The 20,819-nt window shown below is 51.4% G+C and carries 24 protein-coding genes and 1 tRNA gene; 13 read left to right on the top strand and 12 right to left on the bottom strand.

Annotated elements, in window-relative coordinates; translation table 11 throughout:
• A partial coding sequence (locus tag LZ463_RS28500; RefSeq protein WP_241459712.1) for a hypothetical protein occupies positions 1-197 on the top strand: 197 nt, incomplete at its 5' end.
• Between the two features lie 130 nt (positions 198-327).
• Here the strand turns inward: LZ463_RS28500 and LZ463_RS28495 are convergent.
• Entirely contained in the window at positions 328-1,104 is a 777-nt protein-coding gene (locus tag LZ463_RS28495) for an enoyl-CoA hydratase (RefSeq protein WP_241459711.1), read from the bottom strand.
• Positions 1,105-1,230: 126 nt separating this feature from the next.
• On the opposite strand from LZ463_RS28495, the gene LZ463_RS28490 reads away from it, so the two are divergent.
• Complete coding sequence (locus LZ463_RS28490) at positions 1,231-1,383, top strand: hypothetical protein (RefSeq protein WP_241459710.1); 153 nt, start codon at positions 1,231-1,233, stop codon at positions 1,381-1,383.
• Positions 1,384-1,405: 22 nt separating this feature from the next.
• Here LZ463_RS28490 and apaG read toward each other — a convergent pair whose 3' ends face one another.
• Entirely contained in the window at positions 1,406-1,780 is a 375-nt protein-coding gene (apaG, locus tag LZ463_RS28485) for a Co2+/Mg2+ efflux protein ApaG (RefSeq protein ID WP_241459709.1), read from the bottom strand.
• Positions 1,781-1,886: 106 nt separating this feature from the next.
• Between apaG and rpe the strand changes: the two genes are divergently transcribed.
• From rpe to trpC, 6 genes are all read left to right on the top strand, one after another.
• Entirely contained in the window at positions 1,887-2,552 is a 666-nt protein-coding gene (gene rpe, locus LZ463_RS28480) for a ribulose-phosphate 3-epimerase (RefSeq protein WP_241459708.1), read from the top strand.
• A 69-nt stretch (positions 2,553-2,621) separates the two neighbouring features.
• Complete coding sequence (locus tag LZ463_RS28475; protein WP_241459707.1) at positions 2,622-3,305, top strand: phosphoglycolate phosphatase; 684 nt, start codon at positions 2,622-2,624, stop codon at positions 3,303-3,305.
• 268 nt (positions 3,306-3,573) lie between these two features.
• Positions 3,574-5,070: an anthranilate synthase component I gene (gene trpE, locus LZ463_RS28470; protein ID WP_241459706.1), complete on the top strand. Its 1,497-nt coding sequence runs from the start codon at positions 3,574-3,576 to the stop codon at positions 5,068-5,070.
• Entirely contained in the window at positions 5,071-5,643 is a 573-nt protein-coding gene (locus tag LZ463_RS28465; protein WP_241459705.1) for an anthranilate synthase component II, read from the top strand.
• A complete protein-coding gene (gene trpD, locus LZ463_RS28460) occupies positions 5,640-6,671 on the top strand; it encodes an anthranilate phosphoribosyltransferase (protein WP_241459704.1) in 1,032 nt (343 codons plus the stop codon). Before LZ463_RS28465 ends, trpD begins: the two co-directional genes overlap by 4 nt.
• Before the next feature lie 4 nt (positions 6,672-6,675).
• Complete coding sequence (gene trpC, locus LZ463_RS28455) at positions 6,676-7,476, top strand: indole-3-glycerol phosphate synthase TrpC (RefSeq protein ID WP_241459703.1); 801 nt, start codon at positions 6,676-6,678, stop codon at positions 7,474-7,476.
• 205 nt (positions 7,477-7,681) lie between these two features.
• On the opposite strand, the gene LZ463_RS28450 is transcribed toward trpC, so the two are convergent.
• The 7 genes from LZ463_RS28450 to LZ463_RS28420 all read right to left on the bottom strand — a co-directional run bounded on the left by LZ463_RS28450 (position 7,682) and on the right by LZ463_RS28420 (position 13,820).
• On the bottom strand, positions 7,682-8,200 hold the full coding sequence (locus LZ463_RS28450) for a hypothetical protein (RefSeq protein ID WP_241459702.1): 519 nt from the start codon (positions 8,198-8,200) through the stop codon (positions 7,682-7,684).
• Positions 8,169-8,390 (bottom strand): hypothetical protein, encoded by a 222-nt coding sequence (locus tag LZ463_RS28445; RefSeq protein ID WP_241459701.1) that lies wholly within the window; start codon positions 8,388-8,390, stop codon positions 8,169-8,171. The genes LZ463_RS28450 and LZ463_RS28445 overlap by 32 nt, the downstream gene beginning before the upstream one ends.
• 54 nt (positions 8,391-8,444) lie before the next feature.
• The gene (locus tag LZ463_RS28440; RefSeq protein ID WP_241459700.1) at positions 8,445-10,310 is read right to left on the bottom strand and encodes a M61 family metallopeptidase; all 1,866 of its coding nucleotides are present in this window, start codon (positions 10,308-10,310) and stop codon (positions 8,445-8,447) included.
• A gap of 46 nt (positions 10,311-10,356) precedes the next feature.
• Positions 10,357-10,821 (bottom strand): DUF3429 domain-containing protein, encoded by a 465-nt coding sequence (locus LZ463_RS28435; RefSeq protein WP_241459699.1) that lies wholly within the window; start codon positions 10,819-10,821, stop codon positions 10,357-10,359.
• Between the two features lie 370 nt (positions 10,822-11,191).
• Positions 11,192-11,776, bottom strand: coding sequence for a nucleotidyltransferase family protein (locus LZ463_RS28430; RefSeq protein ID WP_241459698.1), 585 nt, complete (start codon positions 11,774-11,776; stop codon positions 11,192-11,194).
• A 41-nt stretch (positions 11,777-11,817) separates the two neighbouring features.
• Positions 11,818-12,561 carry a DsbC family protein gene (locus LZ463_RS28425; RefSeq protein ID WP_241459697.1) on the bottom strand — a complete coding sequence of 248 codons (744 nt, stop codon included), beginning with the start codon at positions 12,559-12,561 and terminating at the stop codon, positions 11,818-11,820.
• A gap of 56 nt (positions 12,562-12,617) precedes the next feature.
• Positions 12,618-13,820 (bottom strand): FAD-dependent monooxygenase, encoded by a 1,203-nt coding sequence (locus LZ463_RS28420; protein ID WP_241459696.1) that lies wholly within the window; start codon positions 13,818-13,820, stop codon positions 12,618-12,620.
• A gap of 227 nt (positions 13,821-14,047) precedes the next feature.
• On the opposite strand from LZ463_RS28420, the gene LZ463_RS28415 reads away from it, so the two are divergent.
• A tRNA-Phe gene (locus LZ463_RS28415) sits at positions 14,048-14,123 on the top strand.
• A 639-nt stretch (positions 14,124-14,762) separates the two neighbouring features.
• Here the strand turns inward: LZ463_RS28415 and LZ463_RS28410 are convergent.
• From LZ463_RS28410 to LZ463_RS28400, 3 genes are all read right to left on the bottom strand, one after another.
• Positions 14,763-16,100, bottom strand: coding sequence for an MFS transporter (locus LZ463_RS28410; RefSeq protein WP_241459695.1), 1,338 nt, complete (start codon positions 16,098-16,100; stop codon positions 14,763-14,765).
• Positions 16,101-16,191: 91 nt separating this feature from the next.
• Positions 16,192-16,998, bottom strand: a complete 807-nt coding sequence (locus LZ463_RS28405; RefSeq protein WP_241459694.1) for a substrate-binding domain-containing protein — start codon at positions 16,996-16,998, stop codon at positions 16,192-16,194.
• Positions 16,999-17,016: 18 nt separating this feature from the next.
• Positions 17,017-18,108 carry a porin gene (locus LZ463_RS28400; RefSeq protein WP_241459693.1) on the bottom strand — a complete coding sequence of 364 codons (1,092 nt, stop codon included), beginning with the start codon at positions 18,106-18,108 and terminating at the stop codon, positions 17,017-17,019.
• A gap of 175 nt (positions 18,109-18,283) precedes the next feature.
• Between LZ463_RS28400 and LZ463_RS28395 the strand changes: the two genes are divergently transcribed.
• The 4 genes from LZ463_RS28395 to LZ463_RS28380 all read left to right on the top strand — a co-directional run bounded on the left by LZ463_RS28395 (position 18,284) and on the right by LZ463_RS28380 (position 20,594).
• Positions 18,284-19,201, top strand: a complete 918-nt coding sequence (locus tag LZ463_RS28395; RefSeq protein WP_241459692.1) for a LysR family transcriptional regulator — start codon at positions 18,284-18,286, stop codon at positions 19,199-19,201.
• Between the two features lie 267 nt (positions 19,202-19,468).
• Complete coding sequence (locus LZ463_RS28390; RefSeq protein ID WP_241459713.1) at positions 19,469-19,948, top strand: helix-turn-helix transcriptional regulator; 480 nt, start codon at positions 19,469-19,471, stop codon at positions 19,946-19,948.
• Positions 19,945-20,376, top strand: coding sequence for a VOC family protein (locus LZ463_RS28385; protein ID WP_241459691.1), 432 nt, complete (start codon positions 19,945-19,947; stop codon positions 20,374-20,376). The genes LZ463_RS28390 and LZ463_RS28385 overlap by 4 nt, the downstream gene beginning before the upstream one ends.
• Positions 20,373-20,594, top strand: a complete 222-nt coding sequence (locus LZ463_RS28380; protein ID WP_241459690.1) for a hypothetical protein — start codon at positions 20,373-20,375, stop codon at positions 20,592-20,594. Before LZ463_RS28385 ends, LZ463_RS28380 begins: the two co-directional genes overlap by 4 nt.
• Positions 20,595-20,819: the final 225 nt, after the last annotated feature.

The raw sequence follows: 20,819 nt of genomic DNA, 5'->3' as shown, positions 1-20,819 counted from the left end.
CTCACCCCGCTCTTCAGCGGGAGGCGAACTATAGCAAACTTCTTCACCACTTTGCAAGCCTTTGGGCTAAATTATTTGGGCCGTTTTCAGAAAAGCAAAACAGGGGCACTGGCTGCAGGCTGTGCATCTATAAGAAAGTGGGAAACGGTGCGCGCAGCGCGCTGGCTCATGCTTTGGCGAAGGCAACATTGAATTAACATGGATGTGGCCTGGCAAAATTAAAATAAAAAAGCAAAGCCCGTCTTCGACGGCTTTGCTTTTTTTGCAGGCCTCAGTGACGCTTACTATCTAAACTACTATATAGCATAGGCATTACCGTCATCTCGCTTACTTGTTCTTGAATACAGCAGGACGTTTTTCCATGAAAGCCTGCATGCCTTCTTTCTGGTCTTCCGTCGCGAAGCTGGCATGGAACAGGCGGCGCTCAAAGTGCATACCTTCCGAGAGTGTCGTCTCATAGGCACGGTTCACGGATTCTTTCACCATCATGATAACGGGCAAGGACATGGAAGCAATGGTGTTGGCCGCTGCGAAAGCTTCTTCCAGCAATTTGTCGAGAGGCACTACGCGCGATACCAGACCGGCGCGCTCTGCTTCGACGACATCCATCATGCGTGCGGTCAAACACATGTCCATGGCCTTGGCTTTGGAGATGGCACGTGGCAGGCGTTGTGTGCCGCCTGCACCAGGCAAGGTGCCCAGCTTGATTTCCGGCTGGCCAAACTTGGCATTTTCTGCCGCTATAATAAAGTCACACATCATGGCAACTTCACAACCACCGCCAAGCGCATAACCGGCCACAGCCGCGATAATGGGTTTGCGTATCTGACGTATGGCCTCCCAGTTGCGGGTGATGTAGTCGCTTTTATAGGCATCCATGAAACTGTATCCGGCCATGGCAGCAATATCAGCCCCTGCCGCAAAGGCTTTTTCGCTACCGGTCAGGATGATGCAATGAATATTTTCATCCTGGTCAAAAGCCTTGAGTGCAAACCCCAGTTCATTCATCAACTGATCATTCAGTGCATTCAAGGCTTTGGGGCGATTCAGGGTGATCAGACCGACCTTGTCGCGGGTTTCAGTCAAAATACATTCAAATTCCATAACTACTCCCATATAAGAGGTAAGAGGTAATCCTTGCCAGCGGCAGTGCGCGTATTGTAATACCTGAACAAGCAATTGCGCCCAGGCAGGTACAATGTCGTTAGTTTATTTGGCGAGGTAGATAAGATGTGGTTATTAGCACTGGAAGCATGCGTAGCAATGTTCATACTGATTTTTATCGTCTGGTGGACGATGTTTCATGGCCGCAAGCCAGAAACACCACCAGAAAATGAGAAAAAACAGATCGCCGCAGAGAAAAAAGATACACAGTCCCATTAAGCAGCAGGTTCAAGGTGCAGCCTCAATGCAGGGTACGTGGCAACGACAGGACAAATTCCGGTATCTCGGCCTCAAATCTGTGGGCATCTTCTGCCACGCAGAAATAAGTACCCTTCATGCTTCCTTGCGGGGTTTTCAGTGAGCTGCCACTGGTGTATTCAAAACTTTGCCCTGGCGCCAGGAACGGTTGATGCCCGACAACACCAAGCCCCTTGACCTCTTCTATATGATTTTTACTATCAGTAATAATCCAGTGACGGGAAATCAACTGGGCAGCGACTGTGCCGGTATTCTTGATGGTAATGGTGTAGGCGAAGACGAAGTGGTTTTGCTCAGGGTCTGACTGGTCTTTCAGGTATTGTGTTACCACCGATACACTCATTTCATAGGCTGCCATGATTTTCTTTCAATGATGAATTGCTGTCATTGTGCCAGACGAAGACAGCTGCCGCTTGGCCGTCACAGGGTAAAATAGCATATCTTTTTTCTGCATCAAACTCATCATGACTACTTTCCGTATTGCTCCCAGCATTTTGTCCGCCGATTTCGCCCGCCTTGGTGAAGAAGTCCGTAATGTTGTCGCCGCCGGCGCCGACATCATCCATTTTGATGTCATGGACAATCACTATGTACCCAACCTGACCATAGGCCCCATGGTATGCGAGGCGATACGTCCGCATGTGCAGGTACCTATCGACGTGCACCTGATGGTCAAGCCTGTGGACCGCATCATCCCTGATTTTGCCAAGGCCGGCGCCAATTTCATCACTTTTCACCCGGAAGCATCAGAACACATAGACCGCAGCCTGCAAACCATACGTGACCATGGTTGCAAATCTGGCCTGGTATTCAACCCGGCAACCCCCTTGCACGTACTGGAACATGTGATCGATAAAGTCGACATGATCCTGATCATGTCCATCAACCCAGGCTTTGGTGGCCAGACCTTTATTCCCCACACACTGAAAAAGATCGCACAAGCGCGACGCATCATTGATGAATCTGGCCGCGACATCCTGCTTGAAGTCGATGGTGGTGTCAAAATTGAAAATATCGCAGAAATTGCCCGCGCCGGCGCCGATACCTTTGTTGCCGGCTCAGCCATTTTTGGCAAGCCCGACTACAAAGCCATCATTGACGCCATGCGTAGCGAACTGGCCAAGGTCTGACACCCGTCATCTGCTTGCAAAGCGTTTCCCTGCAGAGGGAAACGCCCTACTCTTCTGATCTTCCCAACCATGCTCAGCAAAATCCAGGCCGCCATTATTGATCTTGACGGCACCATGATAGATACCGCCCCTGATTTTCTGGTCGCCATCAACCGCATGCGCGCCGACTTCCAACTGTCGCCATTAACACTGGAATTGATCAAGACCATGGTGGGCAAAGGTTCAGAGAACCTGATACACAAAGTATTGGCCGTGGATTTTGATGCAGATGGCATCGCCATACACTTTGACGAAGCCCTGGCAAGCTATCAACGCCATTATCTGGTGATCAATGGTGAACACAGCCAAGTTTATCCACAAGTCATGGCAGGCTTGCAAGCCATGCGTGACATGGGTCTGCGCCTGGTCTGTGTCACCAATAAACCACTGGCCTTTGCCTTGCCACTGATGCAAAAGAAGGGTTTGAGTACTTATTTTGAACAAGTCTATGGCGGCGACAGTTTTGCCAAAAAGAAACCGCACCCACTGCCCATGCTGGAAGCCTGCAAAGCCCTGGATTTATCGCCTGCGCAGGTATTGGCCATAGGCGACTCCAGCAATGACGCCATCGCCGCCAGGGCGGCGGGTTGCCCCGTATTAACAGTGCCTTACGGCTACAACCACGGTGAAGCTGTACAAAATATTCAAAGTGATGGTATAGTCGAAACCCTGTTGGATGCGGCACGACTGCTTTCAGCTAAAAACTCCCTTTGACTTTCAAATCATTCCCATAACGAATGTTCCTCGATAACAAACGTTCCATGATTACACCAGGCACTTTTGAGGCCTGGCTATGGCGACGCTGGCAATTCTGTTAAACCACGAATGCCGCGAGTGACTGTGCACACCCTACGCACATTTTCTTGCTTGTTATATCAATTTGTCTTATCCGTCCGTATTCTGGCCTTGAGCCTGTTTGTCTGCTTTGCGCACCTTGCCGCAGGCAAACTTGCAAGTGCTGGCTGACGGCTGAAAGAAAACCATGACCGAACTCGAATTCAAATCGTTGGCCGCGCAAGGCTACAACCGTATCCCCATGATCGCGGAAGCTTTCGCCGATCTGGAAACCCCGCTCACCCTGTATTTGAAACTCGCACAGACCCAGAATGCGGGCAAGAATACGTTCTTGCTCGAATCAGTCATGGGTGGCGAGCGTTTTGGCCGCTATTCCTTCATCGGCTTGCCTGCCAATACCCTGGTGCGCAGCTTTGGTGAGAAAGTAGAAGTCCTGAAAAACGGACAAGTCATCGAAACCCATGACATGAATCCCCTGGATTTCATTGCCGAATTCCAGGCGCGCTTCAAGGTTGCATTGCGTCCTGGTCTGCCACGTTTTTGCGGCGGCCTGGCAGGTTACTTTGGTTATGACGCCGTACGCCATGTAGAAAAACGCCTTGCTGGCAAAGCGCCAAAAGATGATCTGGGTCTGCCAGAAATCCAGTTATTGCTGACTGAAGAACTGGCTGTCATCGACAATGTATCGGGCAAGCTCTACCTGATCGTGTATGCGGACCCTACCCAGCCAGAAGCCTGGTCCAAAGCCCGCCAGCGTCTGAAAGACCTGCGCGCCATGCTGCGCCGTAGTGTGGATGCCCCTGTCACATCGGCGTCTGTCCGTACAGAAGCCATACGCGACTTTGCCAAGGACGACTATCTGAAGGCCGTAGAAAAAGCCAAGGAATACATCATGGCTGGCGACCTGATGCAGGTGCAGGTGGGGCAGCGCATCAAGAAACCGTATGTCGATTCACCATTGTCGCTGTATCGCGCCCTGCGTTCGCTGAACCCTTCGCCTTATATGTATTTCTATAATTTTGGCGACATGCAGATCATCGGCGCTTCACCAGAAATTCTGGTCCGCAATGAAAGCCTGAATGATGGCAGCAAAAAAGTCACCATACGTCCACTGGCCGGTACCCGTCCACGCGGCGCAACACCGGAACGCGATGCCGAATTGGCCAAAGAATTGCTGGCCGACCCGAAAGAAATCGCCGAACACGTGATGCTCATCGACCTGGCCCGCAATGACATAGGCCGCATAGCCCAGACCGGCAGCGTCAAGGTCACCGACCAGATGGTCATAGAAAAATATTCGCATGTGCAACACATCGTCTCGAATGTAGAAGGTGTCTTGCAAACCAACTTGTCCAACCTCGATGTTTTGAAAGCAACCTTCCCGGCTGGCACATTGTCTGGCGCACCAAAAGTCAGGGCAATGGAACTCATCGACGAACTCGAACCTGTCAAGCGTGGTATCTATGGCGGAGCCTGCGGTTACCTGTCCTTTGGCGGTGAAATGGACCTGGCCATCGCCATACGTACCGGTGTCCTGAAAGATGGCATGTTATACGTGCAGGCAGCCGCAGGCGTGGTGGCTGATTCAGTACCTGAAATGGAATGGCAGGAAACCGAAAACAAGGCACGCGCCGTATTGCGTGCGGCAGAACAAGTGCAAGATGGCCTGGATGGGGAGATTTAAATGCTACTGATGATAGACAACTACGATTCCTTCACCTACAACCTGGTGCAGTATTTTGCTGAACTTGGTGAAGATGTGCGTACCTACCGTAATGATGAAATTACGATAGAAGAGATAGAAGCTTTGAAACCTGATCATATCTGCATTTCGCCCGGCCCCTGCACGCCAGCAGAGGCTGGTGTTTCCATCGCTGTGATAGAACGCTTTGCCGGCAAGACACCGATACTCGGTGTATGCCTTGGTCATCAAGCCATAGGCGCAGCCTTTGGTGGCAAGGTCATCCGCGCCAAGCAGGTCATGCATGGCAAGGTGTCTGCCATTGCCCACACCGGCGTTGGCGTATTCAGGAATTTGCCCAGCCCTTATACGGTTACCCGTTATCACTCGCTGGCGATAGAACGTGCCAGCCTGCCGGACTGCCTGGAAGTGACTGCATGGACAGATGACGGTGAAATCATGGGTGTGCGCCATAAAGAATTTAATCTCGAAGGTGTGCAATTCCACCCCGAATCCATCTTGTCCGAGCATGGCCACGCCCTGCTGAAAAACTTTTTGACTGGAACTGCATCATGACCATCTCACAACACGAAGCACTGACACGCCTGATTGAACATCGTGAAATTTTTCACGATGAAATGCTGTTCCTGTTCCGCAAACTGATGGGTGGCGAAATGTCGCCGGTGATGATCACCGCGCTGACCATGGGCCTGCGCGTCAAGAAAGAAAGCATAGGCGAGATCACCGCAGCCGCCCAGGTCATGCGCGAATTCTCCACCAAGGTGCCGCTGGCAAATACTGCCAACATGATAGACATCGTTGGTACTGGTGGTGACGGCGCGCATACCTTCAATATTTCTACTGCATCGATGTTTGTCACGGCTGCTGCTGGCGCACGTGTTGCCAAGCACGGTGGCCGCAGTGTTTCTTCTTCTTCCGGCAGTGCCGATGTGCTTGAATCTTTGGGCGCGAATATCAATCTCAAACCAGAACAGATCGCCCAGTCAATTGCACAAACCGGCATAGGTTTCATGTTCGCACCTAACCATCATGCAGCGATGAAGCATGCTGCCCCCGTAAGGCGTGAACTTGGTGTACGCACCATCTTCAATATCCTCGGTCCCTTGACCAATCCGGCAGGTGCGCCAAATATACTGATGGGCGTATTCCACCCTGACCTGGTCGGCATACAGGTACGTGTATTGCAGCGCCTGGGTGCACAACACGCGCTGGTGGTATGGGGACGCGACAATATGGACGAAGTCTCGCTGGGTGCGCCAACCATGGTAGGTGAGCTGGTGAATGGCGAAATCCGCGAATATGATATCCACCCGGAAGACTTTGGTTTGCAGATGGTATCCAACCGCAACCTGCGTGTCTCTGGCGCAGATGAATCAAAAGCCAAGATACTCGACGTAATGAACAATGTCGAAGGTGCCGCCACTGATATCGTTGCCCTGAATGCAGGTACTGCCCTGTACGGTGCGGGCATCGCCACGTCAATAGCCGATGGCGTCAAACTCGCCCAGACAGCGATCGCGTCCGGTGCAGCCAGGGCCAAGCTGGAACAGTTTATTGAAGTCACCCAGCAATTAGGGAAGTAAGCTCATGTCTGATATCTTGAATAAAATTCTGGCAGTGAAAGCCGATGAAGTGGCGGCGGCAAAGAAATATCAATCCTTTGCCAGCCTGCGTGCTGAAGTTGAGAGCAACAAGGAAGCGCAAGCAAACCTGCGCAGTTTTGAAGGGGGCTTGCGTGGCAAGATTGCGGCAGGCAAGGCTGGAGTGATTGCTGAAATCAAAAAAGCCTCTCCTTCAAAAGGAGTATTGCGCCCAGACTTTCACCCTGCCGACATCGCGCAAAGCTATGCTGAACATGGTGCCGCCTGTCTGTCGGTGCTAACCGATGTGCAGTTCTTCCAGGGTGCACCTGAATACCTGCAACAGGCGCGCGCTGCCTGTACACTGCCAGCCTTGCGCAAGGACTTCATGATCGATCCTTACCAGGTTTATCAGGCCAGGCACTGGGGCGCAGATTGCATCCTGCTCATCGTCTCTGCACTTGATCATGGCCTGATGGCTGACTTGGAAGCTTGCGCGCATGAACTGGGCATGGGTGTGCTGGTCGAAGTCCACAATGCCGAAGAACTCGATGCCGCCCTGAAGCTGAAGACTGCCATGCTGGGCATCAATAATCGCAACCTGCGCACATTTGAAGTATCACTCGATACCACAATAGGCTTACTGCCAAGGATTACTCCGGACAAGCTGGTGATTACCGAATCCGGCATTATGTCGGCCGCGGACATCACACGTATGCGAGAGGCGAATGTCCACGGATTTTTGGTCGGTGAGGCTTTTATGCGGGCGGAAAATCCCGGTGCAGAACTGGCCAAGGTGTTTGGATAATCAATCTTGCGCGTCCTGTTTTACTACCCGGCGTTTTAGTGTAATTCTCCCGCAGGAGCGGCTTTGGCCGCGAACAGCCAATTGGATATTTCTCATGCGGCACAATGTTCGCGGCCAAAGCCGCTCCTGCATAGAGAAAAATCTGTAACGAAAATTTGTGCATTGCCATCGTTGGCAAATTCCCGCTCCAAAACCAATCACGCACTCACCACTTGCAGCCCTTGCCACGTATCGTATCAACGATAACAGGCAAACCCGCCAACAACCCCGTCAATTTGACAACGCCTATACTGACACCTTCCGGTTTCGGTGCAAAACAATCTTCGCGCGACGCCTTTTTTATTTCCTTGCCCAGATTATTTTCTTGCTCAAATTGCGCAACTGGTGACTTCAATTTCCCTTCAGAAGCAGTCACACGGTTTTTCTTGTCGTCGGCAACAGCACCACGCCTCAAGCTGTCCAGATCCAGGGATGTTGGCTGAGTTATGCCTGATATCTGTGAAGAATCCGGCAGGCTATCTGCCTTTTGCTCATTCGCGGCAGGAATTTGCAAAGCTGATGGCAATGGCTTTTGGCGTGGCTTTGCTGTCACGGTATAGACAGGCCTGGGTGCAGGAGGCAGTGGCACCTCGACTACCTGCTTGACCGGCACGGACAATAAACTGACATCCAGATAAGCAGCTGGATGGCCGTCATGAACAGAACTTCTTTGCGTTTGCTGCAAACAAAACAGCAAGAACAAATGCAATAACACTATAACAGCCCAGGCCGCTGATTTTTGCCAGCCCTGCTTCCACGTCAAGGGATAAGTCGCTGTCATGTATTTTTTGCAAAGCCAATAATTTACTATGACAAAACATCACATCCAATAGTTCATTTATGGCACAGACGATATCGGCAAAATGCACGGACATAAAAAAACCACACTGGTAAAACCAGTGTGGTTTCGGACTTTTCAATGCATCGCTTTACTTGCGGCCAGTCTTTTGAAAACTCGGCCTCAACAAACTGGTTTTCGCATTCGCCTGCAAAGACAGCGCCATTGCAGGTACATCGTCTGCCTGCAATTTTGCAGTCACCGTCAGCAATTCATCACGGCGGAAGGCATGTATCTGCACCGTCTCACCGACGCGGTAACGATGCAAGGCAACAGCCAGGCTATCGGCCGCATCAGCAGCAGTTACACGCAAACCATTGACGGCCATCAACACATCATTGGCAGACAAACCAGCCAGATGGGCCGCGCGACCTTCATGGGCATTAACGATCTTGCAGTCATTACCATCCTTGACAACACGCACACCCAGGCTGGCTTTTTTATTGTTGCGACCATCACTGACAGTCACGCCAAAGTCGGCATACAAAGTAGTCAGCGGCACATCTTCTGTACCACGCACATGTTTGTCGACAAAGCGACGTACATTGACGCCTGTAGTTTGCTCAACCAGGCTTTCAAACTCTGTTTCGCCCAGGCCTTGCTGTTTGCCTGCCAGGCTGCGTTCATAAAAATCGCGGCCAAATTTTTGCCACATGGCGCGCATGACATCATCAAGCGATTTTTTACCCGCAGTTTCTGCGCGTATCATCAAATCCAGTCCCAATGCAACCAGGGAACCTTTGGTGTAATAACTGACTATCGCATTCGGTGAATTTTCATCCTGACGATAATACTTGGTCCAGGCATCGAAGCTGGATTCAGCCACGCTTTGCTTCAGGCGCCCACTACCGCGTGTCACCATATTGATGGTCTTGGCCAGCAACTTGAAGTAAGCAGTTTCATCAATCACGCCTGCCCGTACCAGCATCAGGTCATCATAGTAGCTGGTGAAGCCTTCAAATACCCACAACAGGCTGGTGTAGTTTTCATGACGCAAATCATAGCTGGCAAAGGCTGCAGGCTTGATCCGTTTTACATTCCAGGTATGGAAATATTCATGGCTGCACAGGCCCAGGAAGCCGCGATAGCCATCACTCATTTCTACCTGATGCTTGACCGGCAAATCCGTACGGTTGCAAATCAGGGCCGTCGATGCACGATGTTCAAGACCGCCATACCCTTCCCCCACCACCATGGTCATGAAGACATAACGGTCCATGGGTGCTTTTTTTGTACGTGGCTCGAAGAAAGCGATCTGCGCTTCACAAATTTTCTGGACATCGGCAACAATGCGGTCCATATCCATGTTCGGCACTTTACCCGTCACCACAAAGTCATGCGAGATGCCATGGGCCTCAAACGTCGCCAAAGCAAAATCACCCATCTCAACCGGATGATCAATCAGCTCATCATAATTGGCAGCAACATAGGTACCAAAGCCATAGCGCCTGGCTTTCAACTCAGGCAATGATGTAGCAACGCGCCAGTTCTTGCAGGCGACATCATCAGCACGCTGGATATCGATCACATGCGGGTTCATTTCTTGCCCATGCACGCTCAGAAATACGCTGGTGCCATTGAAGAAACCATGACTCTGATCCAGGTGTGCCGCACGCACCGACAGGTCCCAGGCGTACACTTCATAGCTGATACGCAAAGCGCCCTTGCAAGGTGTAGCCTGCCAGGTATGTTTGTCGAGCTTTTTCAGTGCGACTTTTTTGCCTTCACAACTGGCCCTGATCTGTACGATATTGCGTGCAAATTCGCGCACCATATAACTGCCCGGTATCCAGGCTGGCAGGCTCACGACCTGGCCTTCAGCATCTGGGGCAGCAATATCGAGTGTTACCTGGTACATATGTCCGGCCAGGTCCTTGGGCACGATGGTATATGTCAGTGCATGTGCGGATACAGACTTGCTCGTCACTTGTCTCTTTGTTGTTATCGTTTTTTTCATTCTGAACGATCTTTCTGTTTCTTAAAAAATAAAACTGCCGGCGCAATCAGCCGGCCGGGTAACTACGCACATTGGCGGCAATAAAGGTGAATACCTGCGCTCCCACCACTACACAGGTCATCTGCAAACGTAGATTAATAAACCATGCAGGTACGCCATAACTTTGATACAGGCGCTTGTCTATTTTGTAGGCTGCAATGAAACCCGCGACCTGCACCACAAAGCCCAGCAGCATATGACTCATGGACAGCCAGGCAATCAGGATAGGAATGACGCCCCAGATCAGGGCTTTCTTTGTCTCCTCCTGCTCCCTGTCCCTTGCCATGATGGTCGCACCCCAGTGCACGCCGCCAAGAAAAGACAGGATAACGATGCCGTAATATAGTTGCGCCCTGATGAGTGATCCCAACCAGTCCGGATGCACGATCCAGCAAGCCAGCGTCAAAAAAATAAATGGCGCCAGACCAACAAAACCAATTCGTACCGCCAGTGTTTGATTCAGATTATTCATAGATAAGGGCAAGTGCGAATACCGCCACGCATTAAAACAGGTGGAGAAAACCGCTATTCTAGGGCCAAATTAGTTGTATAGATATATCGCATGAAAATTTAAAGCACAAAATCACACATGCAAAAGTAAAAAATTGTCGCAAATTCGTAATCAATTTTACCATTGCATACTAAAAGTGCTTTATTTGCAGCTTTTTGCATTTAATTTTGATTATTTTTGCAATCAACGACATTACCTTAAAAGCAACGCCATTATTTTGTACATTGTACATATCACCCTGACATTCGCTGCAACAGCAACATCCCGCCAAGCGGTGAATAATTTAGCCAACAAATCTGGAGTGCGCCTGATCAGGGAATCAGGCCGCCGCCTAAGCCGGCAAATCGCCGACCACATCAATATCCCGATGTATGCCCGCATCATCAACGTCCAGTTGAACAACTGCTTCGGACAACAGGAGATTGCGCGCTCCCGTATCACCTTCCAGTGTCAGCAATTGTGGCAGATAATGCTGCGCAAACCCGACAGGATTGCCACGACGCCCCTGATACACAGGCACGACAATCCCCGCACCGTCCTGCAAGGCAGTCAGCAATGCTGAAATTGTGTCGGGGTTTACAAAAGGCATATCCGCCAGGGCGATGATCCAACCTGCACTGTCTGCGCTGGTGCGCAGGGCATGCTTTAGAGAGTTTGCCATGCCTGCGTCGGCATCGTCGCAAACCAGGCATTGGATATTGAGGGAAGATAATTGCGCCAACAGCAAGTCATTACCTGGCCGTATAACGGCGAGTACTTCTGGCAAGGCCGCCAGCATGTGCGTAGCGCTATGCTGCGCTACCGACTTGCCATCTGCCAGTGTCTGCAGCAATTTGTCTTGCTGCCCACTGGCATCAAAGCGTCGCCCACGCCCCGCTGCCAGCAGGATGCCTGTCCAGCGTGGCGGTGATGACATGGGCATCGATAAGGGACTGATTACAGGATTCCCTTGAAACCTTAATTTGCCTTAGCCGCATTGGAAGACGCTGCCGCGATCCGGCTTTCCAGCGTCTTGATATCGACCATGCCAGGCGCGCGGCTGCCGTCTGTAAAGAAAACAGAAGGCGTGCCAGTCACACGCAGTTTCTGGCCGAGTGCAAAAATCTTGTCATTCGGCGTCGTGCAATTTGCGGCAGCTTCAGGCGCGACCTTGCCGTTGATCATCCAGTCATCCCAGGCCTTATTACGGTCTGGTGAACACCAGATGTTCTTGGATTTGGTCTTGGAATCTTCTGCCAGGATGTTGTACATGAAGGTATACACCGTGATGTTATCCATCGTTGCCAGGGTCTTGCGGAACTGTTTGCAATAGCCACAGTTAGGGTCTTCAAACACGGCGATCACGCGCTTGCCATCACCCCTGACCATTTTCAGTGCAGAGTCCAGTGGCAGATCAGAGAACTTGACCTTGCTCAGGTCATCCGTCCTGGCCTTGGTGTAATTGGTGCCGTTCTTAGCATCGATGATTTCACCGGTAAACAGGTACTGCGCCTTTTCATCGGTGTACAGGATATCGGAACCAATGCGCACTTCATACAGGCCGGAATACGAAGTCTTGGTCACGGAATCTATCTTCACACCTTCGCGAAAGGTAGGCTGTATCAGCTTGCGCACCTGCGCTTCTTGCGGTGTTTCTGCCATTGCGCTTAAGGTCATCATGCCCAGCAGCATTGCAGCCAGGGCTTGTTTGATTATTTTCATATGTTCATTTCTATCAGATTAATCTGCTGGTTTGCCATATAGTATAACAGTGCAAATCATTTCCCCATCGCGTGCGCAATCAGCCTGCCTTTTATGACAGGCAATTTGTCCAACAAGTTCAATCCCAGGTCACGCATCACACGCACAGGTGTCAGGTCAGAAGCAAACAGGCGCGCCAGACCGTCCGTCGTCATTTGCATGAGCATGACTTCTTCCTTCCGGGCGCGGCGATAACGTTCCAGCACACGCTGCTCACCGCAGTCACGATGTGCTTCACGCTCTTTCAAAATCCGGATCAGGTCGGCCACATCGCCAAAACCCAGATTCATGCCATGCCCGGCCAGCGGGTGCACCACATGGGCGGCATCACCAACCAGGGCCACACGTGCCGCAATCAAGCTGTGCGGGCGCATCAAGCGCAAAGGGAAAGCCTTGATCGCCTCTGGCAAGACCGGCTGCAAAGCCCCCAGGCTGTCACCACAATAAGGCATCAATCTGTCAACCAAGGCAGACAAAGGTTCACGCAAGATGGCTTCAGCCAACGCATCCGGCGCCGACCAGACCAGTGAGACCCGGTTCCCTGGCAAGGGCAGCAAGGCAATGATGCCCTGCTCTTGCACAAACCATTGGTGCGCCACGCCATGATGCGGTTTGGCACATTCAAAATTCGTCACCACGCCCTGCTGGTTATAGGAGCGGTAGTCAAGCCCTATATCGCAGGCCCCACGCACCCATGACTGTGCACCATCCGCGCCCACCACCAGTGCTGCACGCAACTGGCTGCCATCTTCCAGCACGATAGTAGCGACATCATCGGCTTGCGACAATTGCTGCGCCCTGCCGTGCACCAGGGTCAGGTTCTGCGCAAAACGCAGGGCCGTATCCAGGGCATGATTCAGATTCCGGTCTTCAACTATCCAGGCCAGCTCATTGACATGTGCGCCATAGGCGTCAAAACCGAGCTTGCCCGTATCCACGCCACCACCCTGCACCTGCATGGCCGACACCGGCGCCACCCGCGACAGGTCCAGCGCATCCCACACCTTGAGCGAGGCCAGCAGATCATGCGCAACATGGTTCAACGCATAGACGCGTACATCCCACTCATCAGAGACAGAAGCTGGCCCGGCAACCGCAGTACCGGGTGCGCACAACAAAGCCACCCGCAAACCCGCCTGCGCCAAACCCAGAGCCGCCGCCTTGCCCACCGCACCATTACCAACGATGCAAATATCACCATCAAAAACCTGAGTCGCCATCAGCCAATACTCAATCAAAAGAGACAATCAGCTCATTATACGGCAAGCACCGAAAGCCACCTGATGAGGCAAATCAATAGGGGGCTAGGAGTAAATCCAGATAAGTAAAAAATAGGCGCAAACACCGGTATACAGAATGAAAACAATTCCGGTGCGCGTAGAGAAATCCCATGTTCTCAAGAAAAAGCTTGCAATTAGCACCCAACATGTCTATAATTCTTGGTCTTGGCCTGGTAGCTCAGTCGGTAGAGCAGAGGATTGAAAATCCTTGTGTCGGTGGTTCGATTCCGCCCCGGGCCACCAAGGAATATGTAGTAAAAAGAAGGGCTTACGGCGATGTAAGCCCTTTTTGCGTTGGTCTTTCAGTTCTACAATTTACGGTATAGCTCTACAATTCGAATGACATTCTGTAAGCTTGCGCAAGACTTTGAATCAATTTGCAAGCAGGTTTGAATTTTAGCAGTCCACTTACTTCTTTCAGACTCATGCGAAAGTGTTTCACCGAGACGTAGCTGGATCGGTTTTGCGTGATCCGTATCTGTAGATGTTGAAAAACTCTTCAGAGAGAGCTACTCTAGCAACCATACTCATATTTATGGTTTTATATAACTAACAATAATCTTAGCTAGTAGCGAAATAGATGATCCGCCAATAAATTTGGCTATTGCACTGAATATACTGAAATTATTCCTTTTTACAGCGTTATCAATCTCTTTTTTATCTCCAGACGTCAGGCTTAAATACGATAAGTCAGTCCAATCATCTATCGAATCTTCAGGACCACTACCATTCCAATGCTTATGAGATGAGTGTCGATAAACCAGTCAGCCTGTGGAGTCATCAGAATGCGCCGCACCAATGAAAAGCGGCAGATGGACTGGTCATTACCGCGCCATCTGCCTCTGCCATGGCGATTGCAACAGCAGTCGCCTTTAAAATAGATTAACGTTCCTTGACTATCCCACGATAAATCAGGAAAGTCGCGAGCAAGCCAAAGCTGCCGGCCATCGCCATCCAGTAACCAGGGGACGCTTTGTCGCCAGTGGTTTCTATCAACCAGGTAGAAACCAGTGGTGTCAGGCCACCAAACAAGGCCGTGGCCAGACTGTATGCCAAAGAAAAACCTGTGGTGCGGATACGCACAGGAATAATCTCTGTCAGCGCAACTATCGTCGCACCGTTATAGCTGCCATACAGGAAGGACAGCCACAGCTCCACAATCAGCATATGTTGAAAGCTGGGGTTGGCGATCAGCCATGACAGCAAAGGATAAGCAGTGACCGCCGTCAGGCCCGAAAACACCGCCATAATGGGCCATCTGCCGATGCGATCAGACAGCGCGCCCATAACAGGCAGCCAGATAAAATTGGATACCCCCACGCACAATGTCACCAGCAGACTTTCTACCGTCGTCAGTTTCAACACGGTTTTGCCAAAGGTCGGCGTGTAGACGGCGATCAGGTAAAACGACACTGTAGTCATTACGATCAGCATGGTACCGGTGACCACCAGCGGCCAGTTAAGGGAAATGGTTTTCAGCATTTCCTTGAAGCTGGGATGCGTTTTTTGCGCCAGGTATTCTTCAGTCTCTTGTAGCGAACGGCGAATGTAAAACACCACCGGTATGATGGAACAACCGATGAAGAAAGGAATGCGCCAGCCCCAGTCGGCAATGAAATCCTTGCTCAGGGTCTCATTCAAGAAGTAACCCAGGCCCGCCGAAAAGATGATGGCTACCTGCTGGCTGGCTGATTGCCAACTGACATAAAAACCCTTGTGGCCCGGCGTCGCCATTTCTGACAGATAGACCGATACACCACCCAGTTCCACCCCGGCAGAAAAGCCCTGCAACAAGCGACCGACCAATACGAGGAAGGGTGCCAGCAAGCCTATGGTGGCATAACCGGGAATGAAGGCGATCATGGCCGTACCAGACGCCATAATTCCCAAGGTCAGCACCAGACCCTTGCGACGACCGATGCGGTCGATATAACTGCCAAGAATGATTGCCCCCAACGGTCTCATGAAGAAGCCTGCACCAAAGGTGGCAAAGGTCATCATCAGGGCGGCATATTCACTGGTAGCCGGAAAAAATGCCTTGGCGATATAGGTGGCATAAAATCCAAACAGGAAAAAGTCATACATTTCAATGAAATTGCCACTGGTGACACGAATCACGGTAGAAAATTTCGACTGGCGTGATGCTGGTGCACTGAATCCCTGATCAACGCTGTTGGGGGCTATGGTGGCTATGGTGGCTATGGTGGTTGTGCTAGACATGCTATTCGACCTTTGTAGTCGGTGGCTGACTTTTTAGTTAGCCGGGTCTGTGAAAACTGAAACGAGATGAAACAAAACGAAGCGGAACAAATTATTTCTTGCCTGCTACTGGTTCAAGACCAGTATCAGCAATCGCACCAGCATTTTTTTCTGACGACAAAAAGTTCAACAATGCCTGCGCCTGAGACTGCACTTTGCTGCCATTGACAATGGCGGCAGAAAAAACCGTGGTCAATTGCACTTCTGGCGGCAGCAGGCCAACAATGTCTATGCCCTCTACCGGCAATAGTTCGCTGCGTTGCTGGCAACCAAAATCGGCGTCACCATGGGCGATGATTTCACCGACTGGTGTGGCCGGGATCTGTGCCGTCTTGTCCTGCATCTGCTCGACGATATCGAGTTTTTTCATCAACTGGTGTTTGATGTATTCACCACTGGCACTATCGGAATAAGCGACCTTGCGGGCTTTCAGAAAAGCACTCTTCAGGCCATCAACGGTACTGATGTCGGGCTTGGCATTGCCTTTTTTTACCGCGCAGGCGATCGGTGAATTAGCCAGCACCACCTTGCTGCCAGCAACCAGCTTGCCTTCTTTCATCAGGGCGTCGAGCGAATCGCCAACCATGATGACGACATCAATTTCTTCGCCACGTGCCATGCGCACCGGGATGGCATTAGTGGTCGTGCCCATGGATGGCCCCCAGCCGGATACCAGCTTGTCACCGCTGGTCTGCTCATACGCTGGCGCCAGGTTTTTGTAGGCCTGGGCAAAGCCACCCGAACTAATGACCCTGATGTCGGCAGCCACTGCCTGGCCGCCTGCAAACAAATTAGCAGCGGTCAGGGTAAGCAGCGTGATTTTAATATTGCTATTAAAGCGGGACATAAATCTGGACATGATGATTCCTTTCAGCGGTCAAAACTTGTGCATCAGACCCAGCGTCAGGCCAAAGCCGTTGCTGCTGTTGGCCTGACTACCAGTGATACCGGCGGCATTGCCTTTCCAGGCGGTGTAATCGGTTTCGATATACACAGTACTGCGTTTAGACAGGGCTTTTTCAAGGTAAGCAAAACTGCGGTCAAAGCCGTCATCGACAAAGCCATTGGCTTCGCGGCGTACGCGGTAATATGCTGTGGTCAGGGTCAGGTCGGGACCGACAGAAAATGCAGCACCAACAGAAGCGATGCGCTGATGGGTTTGTCTGGTGCTGCTGGTGTCGGCGCGATTACTGCCAACATTGGCCTTCAATTGCACGCTACCGAACTGGTAAGCGGCACCCAGGGTATAGGCTTGCAGGCCAAAATCGGCACTGTTTTTGAATTTCATGTAAGCACCAGAAACACTCAAGCCATCCTGCTGGTAAGCCAGACCGGCCCCCATGGTAGACAAGGCACTGCTATTGCCCGCCACTTCACCAAATGAATACGACACGCGCGCCACCAGCGGGCCAAACTCGCCAGTGTATTTCAGCATATTATCCAACCGATAATAATTGTCGGCATAACCGCTGGTGCCATATTGCACGCCAAACGCATGGCTGCCAAAAGCGGTATTGCTGAGTGCGGTGACATTAATGTTAGGGTTGAAGCTGGCATAACGCATGCCAAGTGGGTCTACCAGCGAAATAGCATCGGACAGGATAGTCGCCTGGCGACCGGCAGTCAGGCTGCCGTAGCTGGATTTGATGCAGACAAAGGCCAGGCGGTCAAACAGCTTGTCTGATTTGGCTGAGGCACCGGTATCAATATTCAAGCCACCTTCGAACTGGAATACGGCTTCCATGCCATCGCCCAGGGCCTCCTGCCCTTTGAGACCCCAACGGCTGGTATTATTGATGCCGCTGCTTAAGGCCGCTGTAGAACCGGATGCAACCGGCGCATTATTGGCGTTGATACCCGTACTGTAATGCACACCCAGATCGGCGATGCCGTATGGCGTTACGACAGACTGGGCAAAAGCGCTGCCACTGGCTCCCAGCAGGGCAATAAGGTAAGAAGGTTTGAACATGCTGTCTCCAAAGTTTTTTTGCCTTCTTGATGAGGCATTTTGATTGAAATAGTGCTATGTAATGAACTGACAATGAAACTGGTCGATGCAAATGCCACTGTCTACACTTTCTTTGGCCTGCATCATCCTTCACGTGGCATAATTTGTGAATTGCAATATTTATTAAGATTAATGCATGGGACGCATCAGTTTCGATTTACAGGAACTACAGGCTTTCGTGGCCGTGGCCGAACGCAGCAGCTTCAAGCAAGCTGCAGAAGATCTGTTCTTGTCGCAACCAGCACTGAGCCGCCGCATAGAAAAACTGGAAGACACGCTGGGCGTCAAATTATTTGAACGCACTACACGACGCGTACAACTGACGAATATAGGCCGAGGTTTTCTGACCAATGTGCGTACCGCGCTGGATGAGCTGGAAGGAGCGATACTGGGTGTATCTGACCTGGCCGCACACCGCACCGGCATTGTCACCCTGGCCTGCGTACCGTCTGCCGTACATTATTTTTTACCGGCGGTACTGAAAACTTTTACCGAACGGTTTCCCAAGATACGCGTACGCATCCATGACGAAAGCGCGCAAGACGTGCTAAACCTGATCCTGGCTGGCGAAGCCGATTTCGGTATCAATTTTGCTGGGGCCGAAGATCCTGAAATCGACTTCAAGCCCATCTACAAAGAGAATTATGTGCTGGCCATGCGCCATGACCATCCACTGGCCAAGCGCAAGAAACTGTCATGGAAGGAAACCGCCAACGAGCGCTATATTTCCGTTTCCAAATCCAGCGGCAATCGCAGCCTGATCGACAATGCCCTGGCAGGTGTGGAAAAACATCCAGCCATTTTTTATGAGGTCAATCATGTATCCGGCATCCTGGCACTGGTTGAAGCAGGTATGGGCGTAGCGGCAGTACCGAGATTATCCCTGCCTCCACACATCCAGGCTACACTGGTCGGTGTGCCTTTGGTCAACCCACCTATCCGCCGGACACTGGGTCTGATCTGTAAACGTGGGCGCATCATGCCACCCGCAGCACAAACCCTGTTTGACATGCTGGAGCAGAGTATCAGGAGCGATAAAAAATTCCTGCCCTGATGAAACTGTTTTCCCTTTTGCGACGCCTGTTCAGAAACAGCATCTGTATGTATGGGCCATCTATGCCGTTATCCTTGGCATAGGCTTTGCTGATATCATTCACACAGCTTTTGTACAACAAACTTTTTGTGTGTCTTTGATTTTCACTAAAAATGGCAAAGCTTGAAAATTCTCTTGTCGGTGGTTCGATTCCGCTCCTAGCCAACAAGAATCCGTATCATGAGCGCAGCCCCTTGAGGTTGGCGTTTTTGTTTGCGCGAGGATAAGATGCCTCAAAGTCCCCAGTTGTTGCGACGTTTGCTGCGAGCAAAAGACCGGATGGATGGAGCAGCTCATGAAGACTGGCCTATACACAGGCTGGCGCAAGTAAGCGCTGTCTCAGAGGCGCACTTTGCGCGCGAATTCAAAAAGGCATTTGGCCTTCCCCCACATCGTTACCTGCTCACACGCCGCATCGAGCGGGCCAAAACCCTGTTGCGCGATACCGATATGCCCGTTACGGACATCGCACTCCAGACTGGGTGGAGCAGTCTTGGCACCTTTGGACGCATCTTTCGCGACATCACAGGCGAAAGCCCGGGAGAGCTCCGTACAAGCGAACGTTCGCATCCGCACGCGGGCGTACATATACCCGAGTGCGTCCTGCGCGGCGTGGAACGCCCCGACCTCAATACAGCAGTTTTGGAGAAGCGGCGAATCGAAGCTGCTGGCAAACTGGAGCCTCAATCAAATGAGGAGGATATATGACTCAAGGTGTCAATGTAGCAGGTCTGTATGTGCATGATCAGGACGAAGCGCTTGCATTCTACGTCGGGAAGCTGGGTTTTATCGTCCACACCGATGTTCGCAACGGCAGTTATCGCTGGCTGACAGTCCAGCATCCGGAACAACCCTCTTTCCAGCTCGGTTTGTTTGTCCCCGGACCACCCCTGCATGACGCAGCGACTGCGCAGACCTTGCATGAGATGGTAGCGAAAGGAGCCATGCCGGCAAACGTGCTCCTGGTGGACGACTGCCGTGCTGCCTACGAGCGTTTGAGCAAGTGCGGCGTTGAGTTCACGCAAGAGCCCGTAAGTCGTTATGGCACCGTGGATGCCGGTTTTCGCGACCCTTCTGGCAATGGCTGGAAAATGATTGAAGCCGCAACCAAGCCACAACCGGGGAAATCATCATGAACTGGAATGACTGGATACGACAAAGCCACCGCTGGCTGTCCATCGTTTTCACGCTGACGGTCATCGCCAACTTCGTGGCACGGGCAATCAGTCCTGGTGAGCCATCGCCATGGATAACATATTCGCCACTGCCACCACTCTTTCTGATGCTGTTTTCAGGCCTGTATATGTTCGCTTTGCCTTATATGTCCAAAGGGCGCGCCAGGCAGCACGCTTGACCATGGCGGGTTTGAACAAAAATGTGTCATTGAAAGAAGGGCTTGCAGCAATGTGAGCCTTTTGAATATCCTAATTTCCCCAATTGATCCACATCCCAAACCGAACGCCTGGTGAACTGGTCAGGTTGCAAGGGTGGTAGGCACCTGGAATTTGACTATGGTATTCACTAACGTCAAAAAAAGATGATGAATAGTGACAGCAAATACGCTTCACCAGATATTCCC

Origin of the sequence: Undibacterium paludis, from assembly GCF_022568815.1 — a bacterium.
In the GTDB taxonomy this organism is placed as follows: domain Bacteria; phylum Pseudomonadota; class Gammaproteobacteria; order Burkholderiales; family Burkholderiaceae_D; genus Undibacterium.
The sequence above is the reverse complement of the archived record's forward strand: the minus strand, read 5'-3'. Positions and strand labels throughout refer to the sequence as shown.

Bases quoted from the DNA above. Each gene is read 5' to 3' on its own strand.
- LZ463_RS28475 (WP_241459707.1), top strand. From the start codon at position 2,622: ATGCTCAGCAAAATCCAGGCCGCCATTATTGATCTTGACGGCACCATG.
- LZ463_RS28405 (WP_241459694.1), bottom strand. From the start codon at position 16,998: ATGTCCAGATTTATGTCCCGCTTTAATAGCAATATTAAAATCACGCTG.
- trpD (WP_241459704.1), top strand. From the start codon at position 5,640: ATGACCATCTCACAACACGAAGCACTGACACGCCTGATTGAACATCGT.
- apaG (WP_241459709.1), bottom strand. From the start codon at position 1,780: ATGGCAGCCTATGAAATGAGTGTATCGGTGGTAACACAATACCTGAAA.
- LZ463_RS28445 (WP_241459701.1), bottom strand. From the start codon at position 8,390: ATGTCCGTGCATTTTGCCGATATCGTCTGTGCCATAAATGAACTATTG.
- LZ463_RS28400 (WP_241459693.1), bottom strand. From the start codon at position 18,108: ATGTTCAAACCTTCTTACCTTATTGCCCTGCTGGGAGCCAGTGGCAGC.
- LZ463_RS28465 (WP_241459705.1), top strand. From the start codon at position 5,071: ATGCTACTGATGATAGACAACTACGATTCCTTCACCTACAACCTGGTG.
- LZ463_RS28435 (WP_241459699.1), bottom strand. From the start codon at position 10,821: ATGAATAATCTGAATCAAACACTGGCGGTACGAATTGGTTTTGTTGGT.
- LZ463_RS28410 (WP_241459695.1), bottom strand. From the start codon at position 16,100: ATGTCTAGCACAACCACCATAGCCACCATAGCCACCATAGCCCCCAAC.
- LZ463_RS28490 (WP_241459710.1), top strand. From the start codon at position 1,231: ATGTGGTTATTAGCACTGGAAGCATGCGTAGCAATGTTCATACTGATT.
- LZ463_RS28425 (WP_241459697.1), bottom strand. From the start codon at position 12,561: ATGAAAATAATCAAACAAGCCCTGGCTGCAATGCTGCTGGGCATGATG.
- trpC (WP_241459703.1), top strand. From the start codon at position 6,676: ATGTCTGATATCTTGAATAAAATTCTGGCAGTGAAAGCCGATGAAGTG.
- LZ463_RS28495 (WP_241459711.1), bottom strand. From the start codon at position 1,104: ATGGAATTTGAATGTATTTTGACTGAAACCCGCGACAAGGTCGGTCTG.
- LZ463_RS28440 (WP_241459700.1), bottom strand. From the start codon at position 10,310: ATGAAAAAAACGATAACAACAAAGAGACAAGTGACGAGCAAGTCTGTA.
- LZ463_RS28420 (WP_241459696.1), bottom strand. From the start codon at position 13,820: ATGGCGACTCAGGTTTTTGATGGTGATATTTGCATCGTTGGTAATGGT.
- rpe (WP_241459708.1), top strand. From the start codon at position 1,887: ATGACTACTTTCCGTATTGCTCCCAGCATTTTGTCCGCCGATTTCGCC.
- LZ463_RS28385 (WP_241459691.1), top strand. From the start codon at position 19,945: ATGACTCAAGGTGTCAATGTAGCAGGTCTGTATGTGCATGATCAGGAC.
- LZ463_RS28380 (WP_241459690.1), top strand. From the start codon at position 20,373: ATGAACTGGAATGACTGGATACGACAAAGCCACCGCTGGCTGTCCATC.
- trpE (WP_241459706.1), top strand. From the start codon at position 3,574: ATGACCGAACTCGAATTCAAATCGTTGGCCGCGCAAGGCTACAACCGT.
- LZ463_RS28395 (WP_241459692.1), top strand. From the start codon at position 18,284: ATGGGACGCATCAGTTTCGATTTACAGGAACTACAGGCTTTCGTGGCC.
- LZ463_RS28390 (WP_241459713.1), top strand. From the start codon at position 19,469: ATGCCTCAAAGTCCCCAGTTGTTGCGACGTTTGCTGCGAGCAAAAGAC.
- LZ463_RS28430 (WP_241459698.1), bottom strand. From the start codon at position 11,776: ATGTCATCACCGCCACGCTGGACAGGCATCCTGCTGGCAGCGGGGCGT.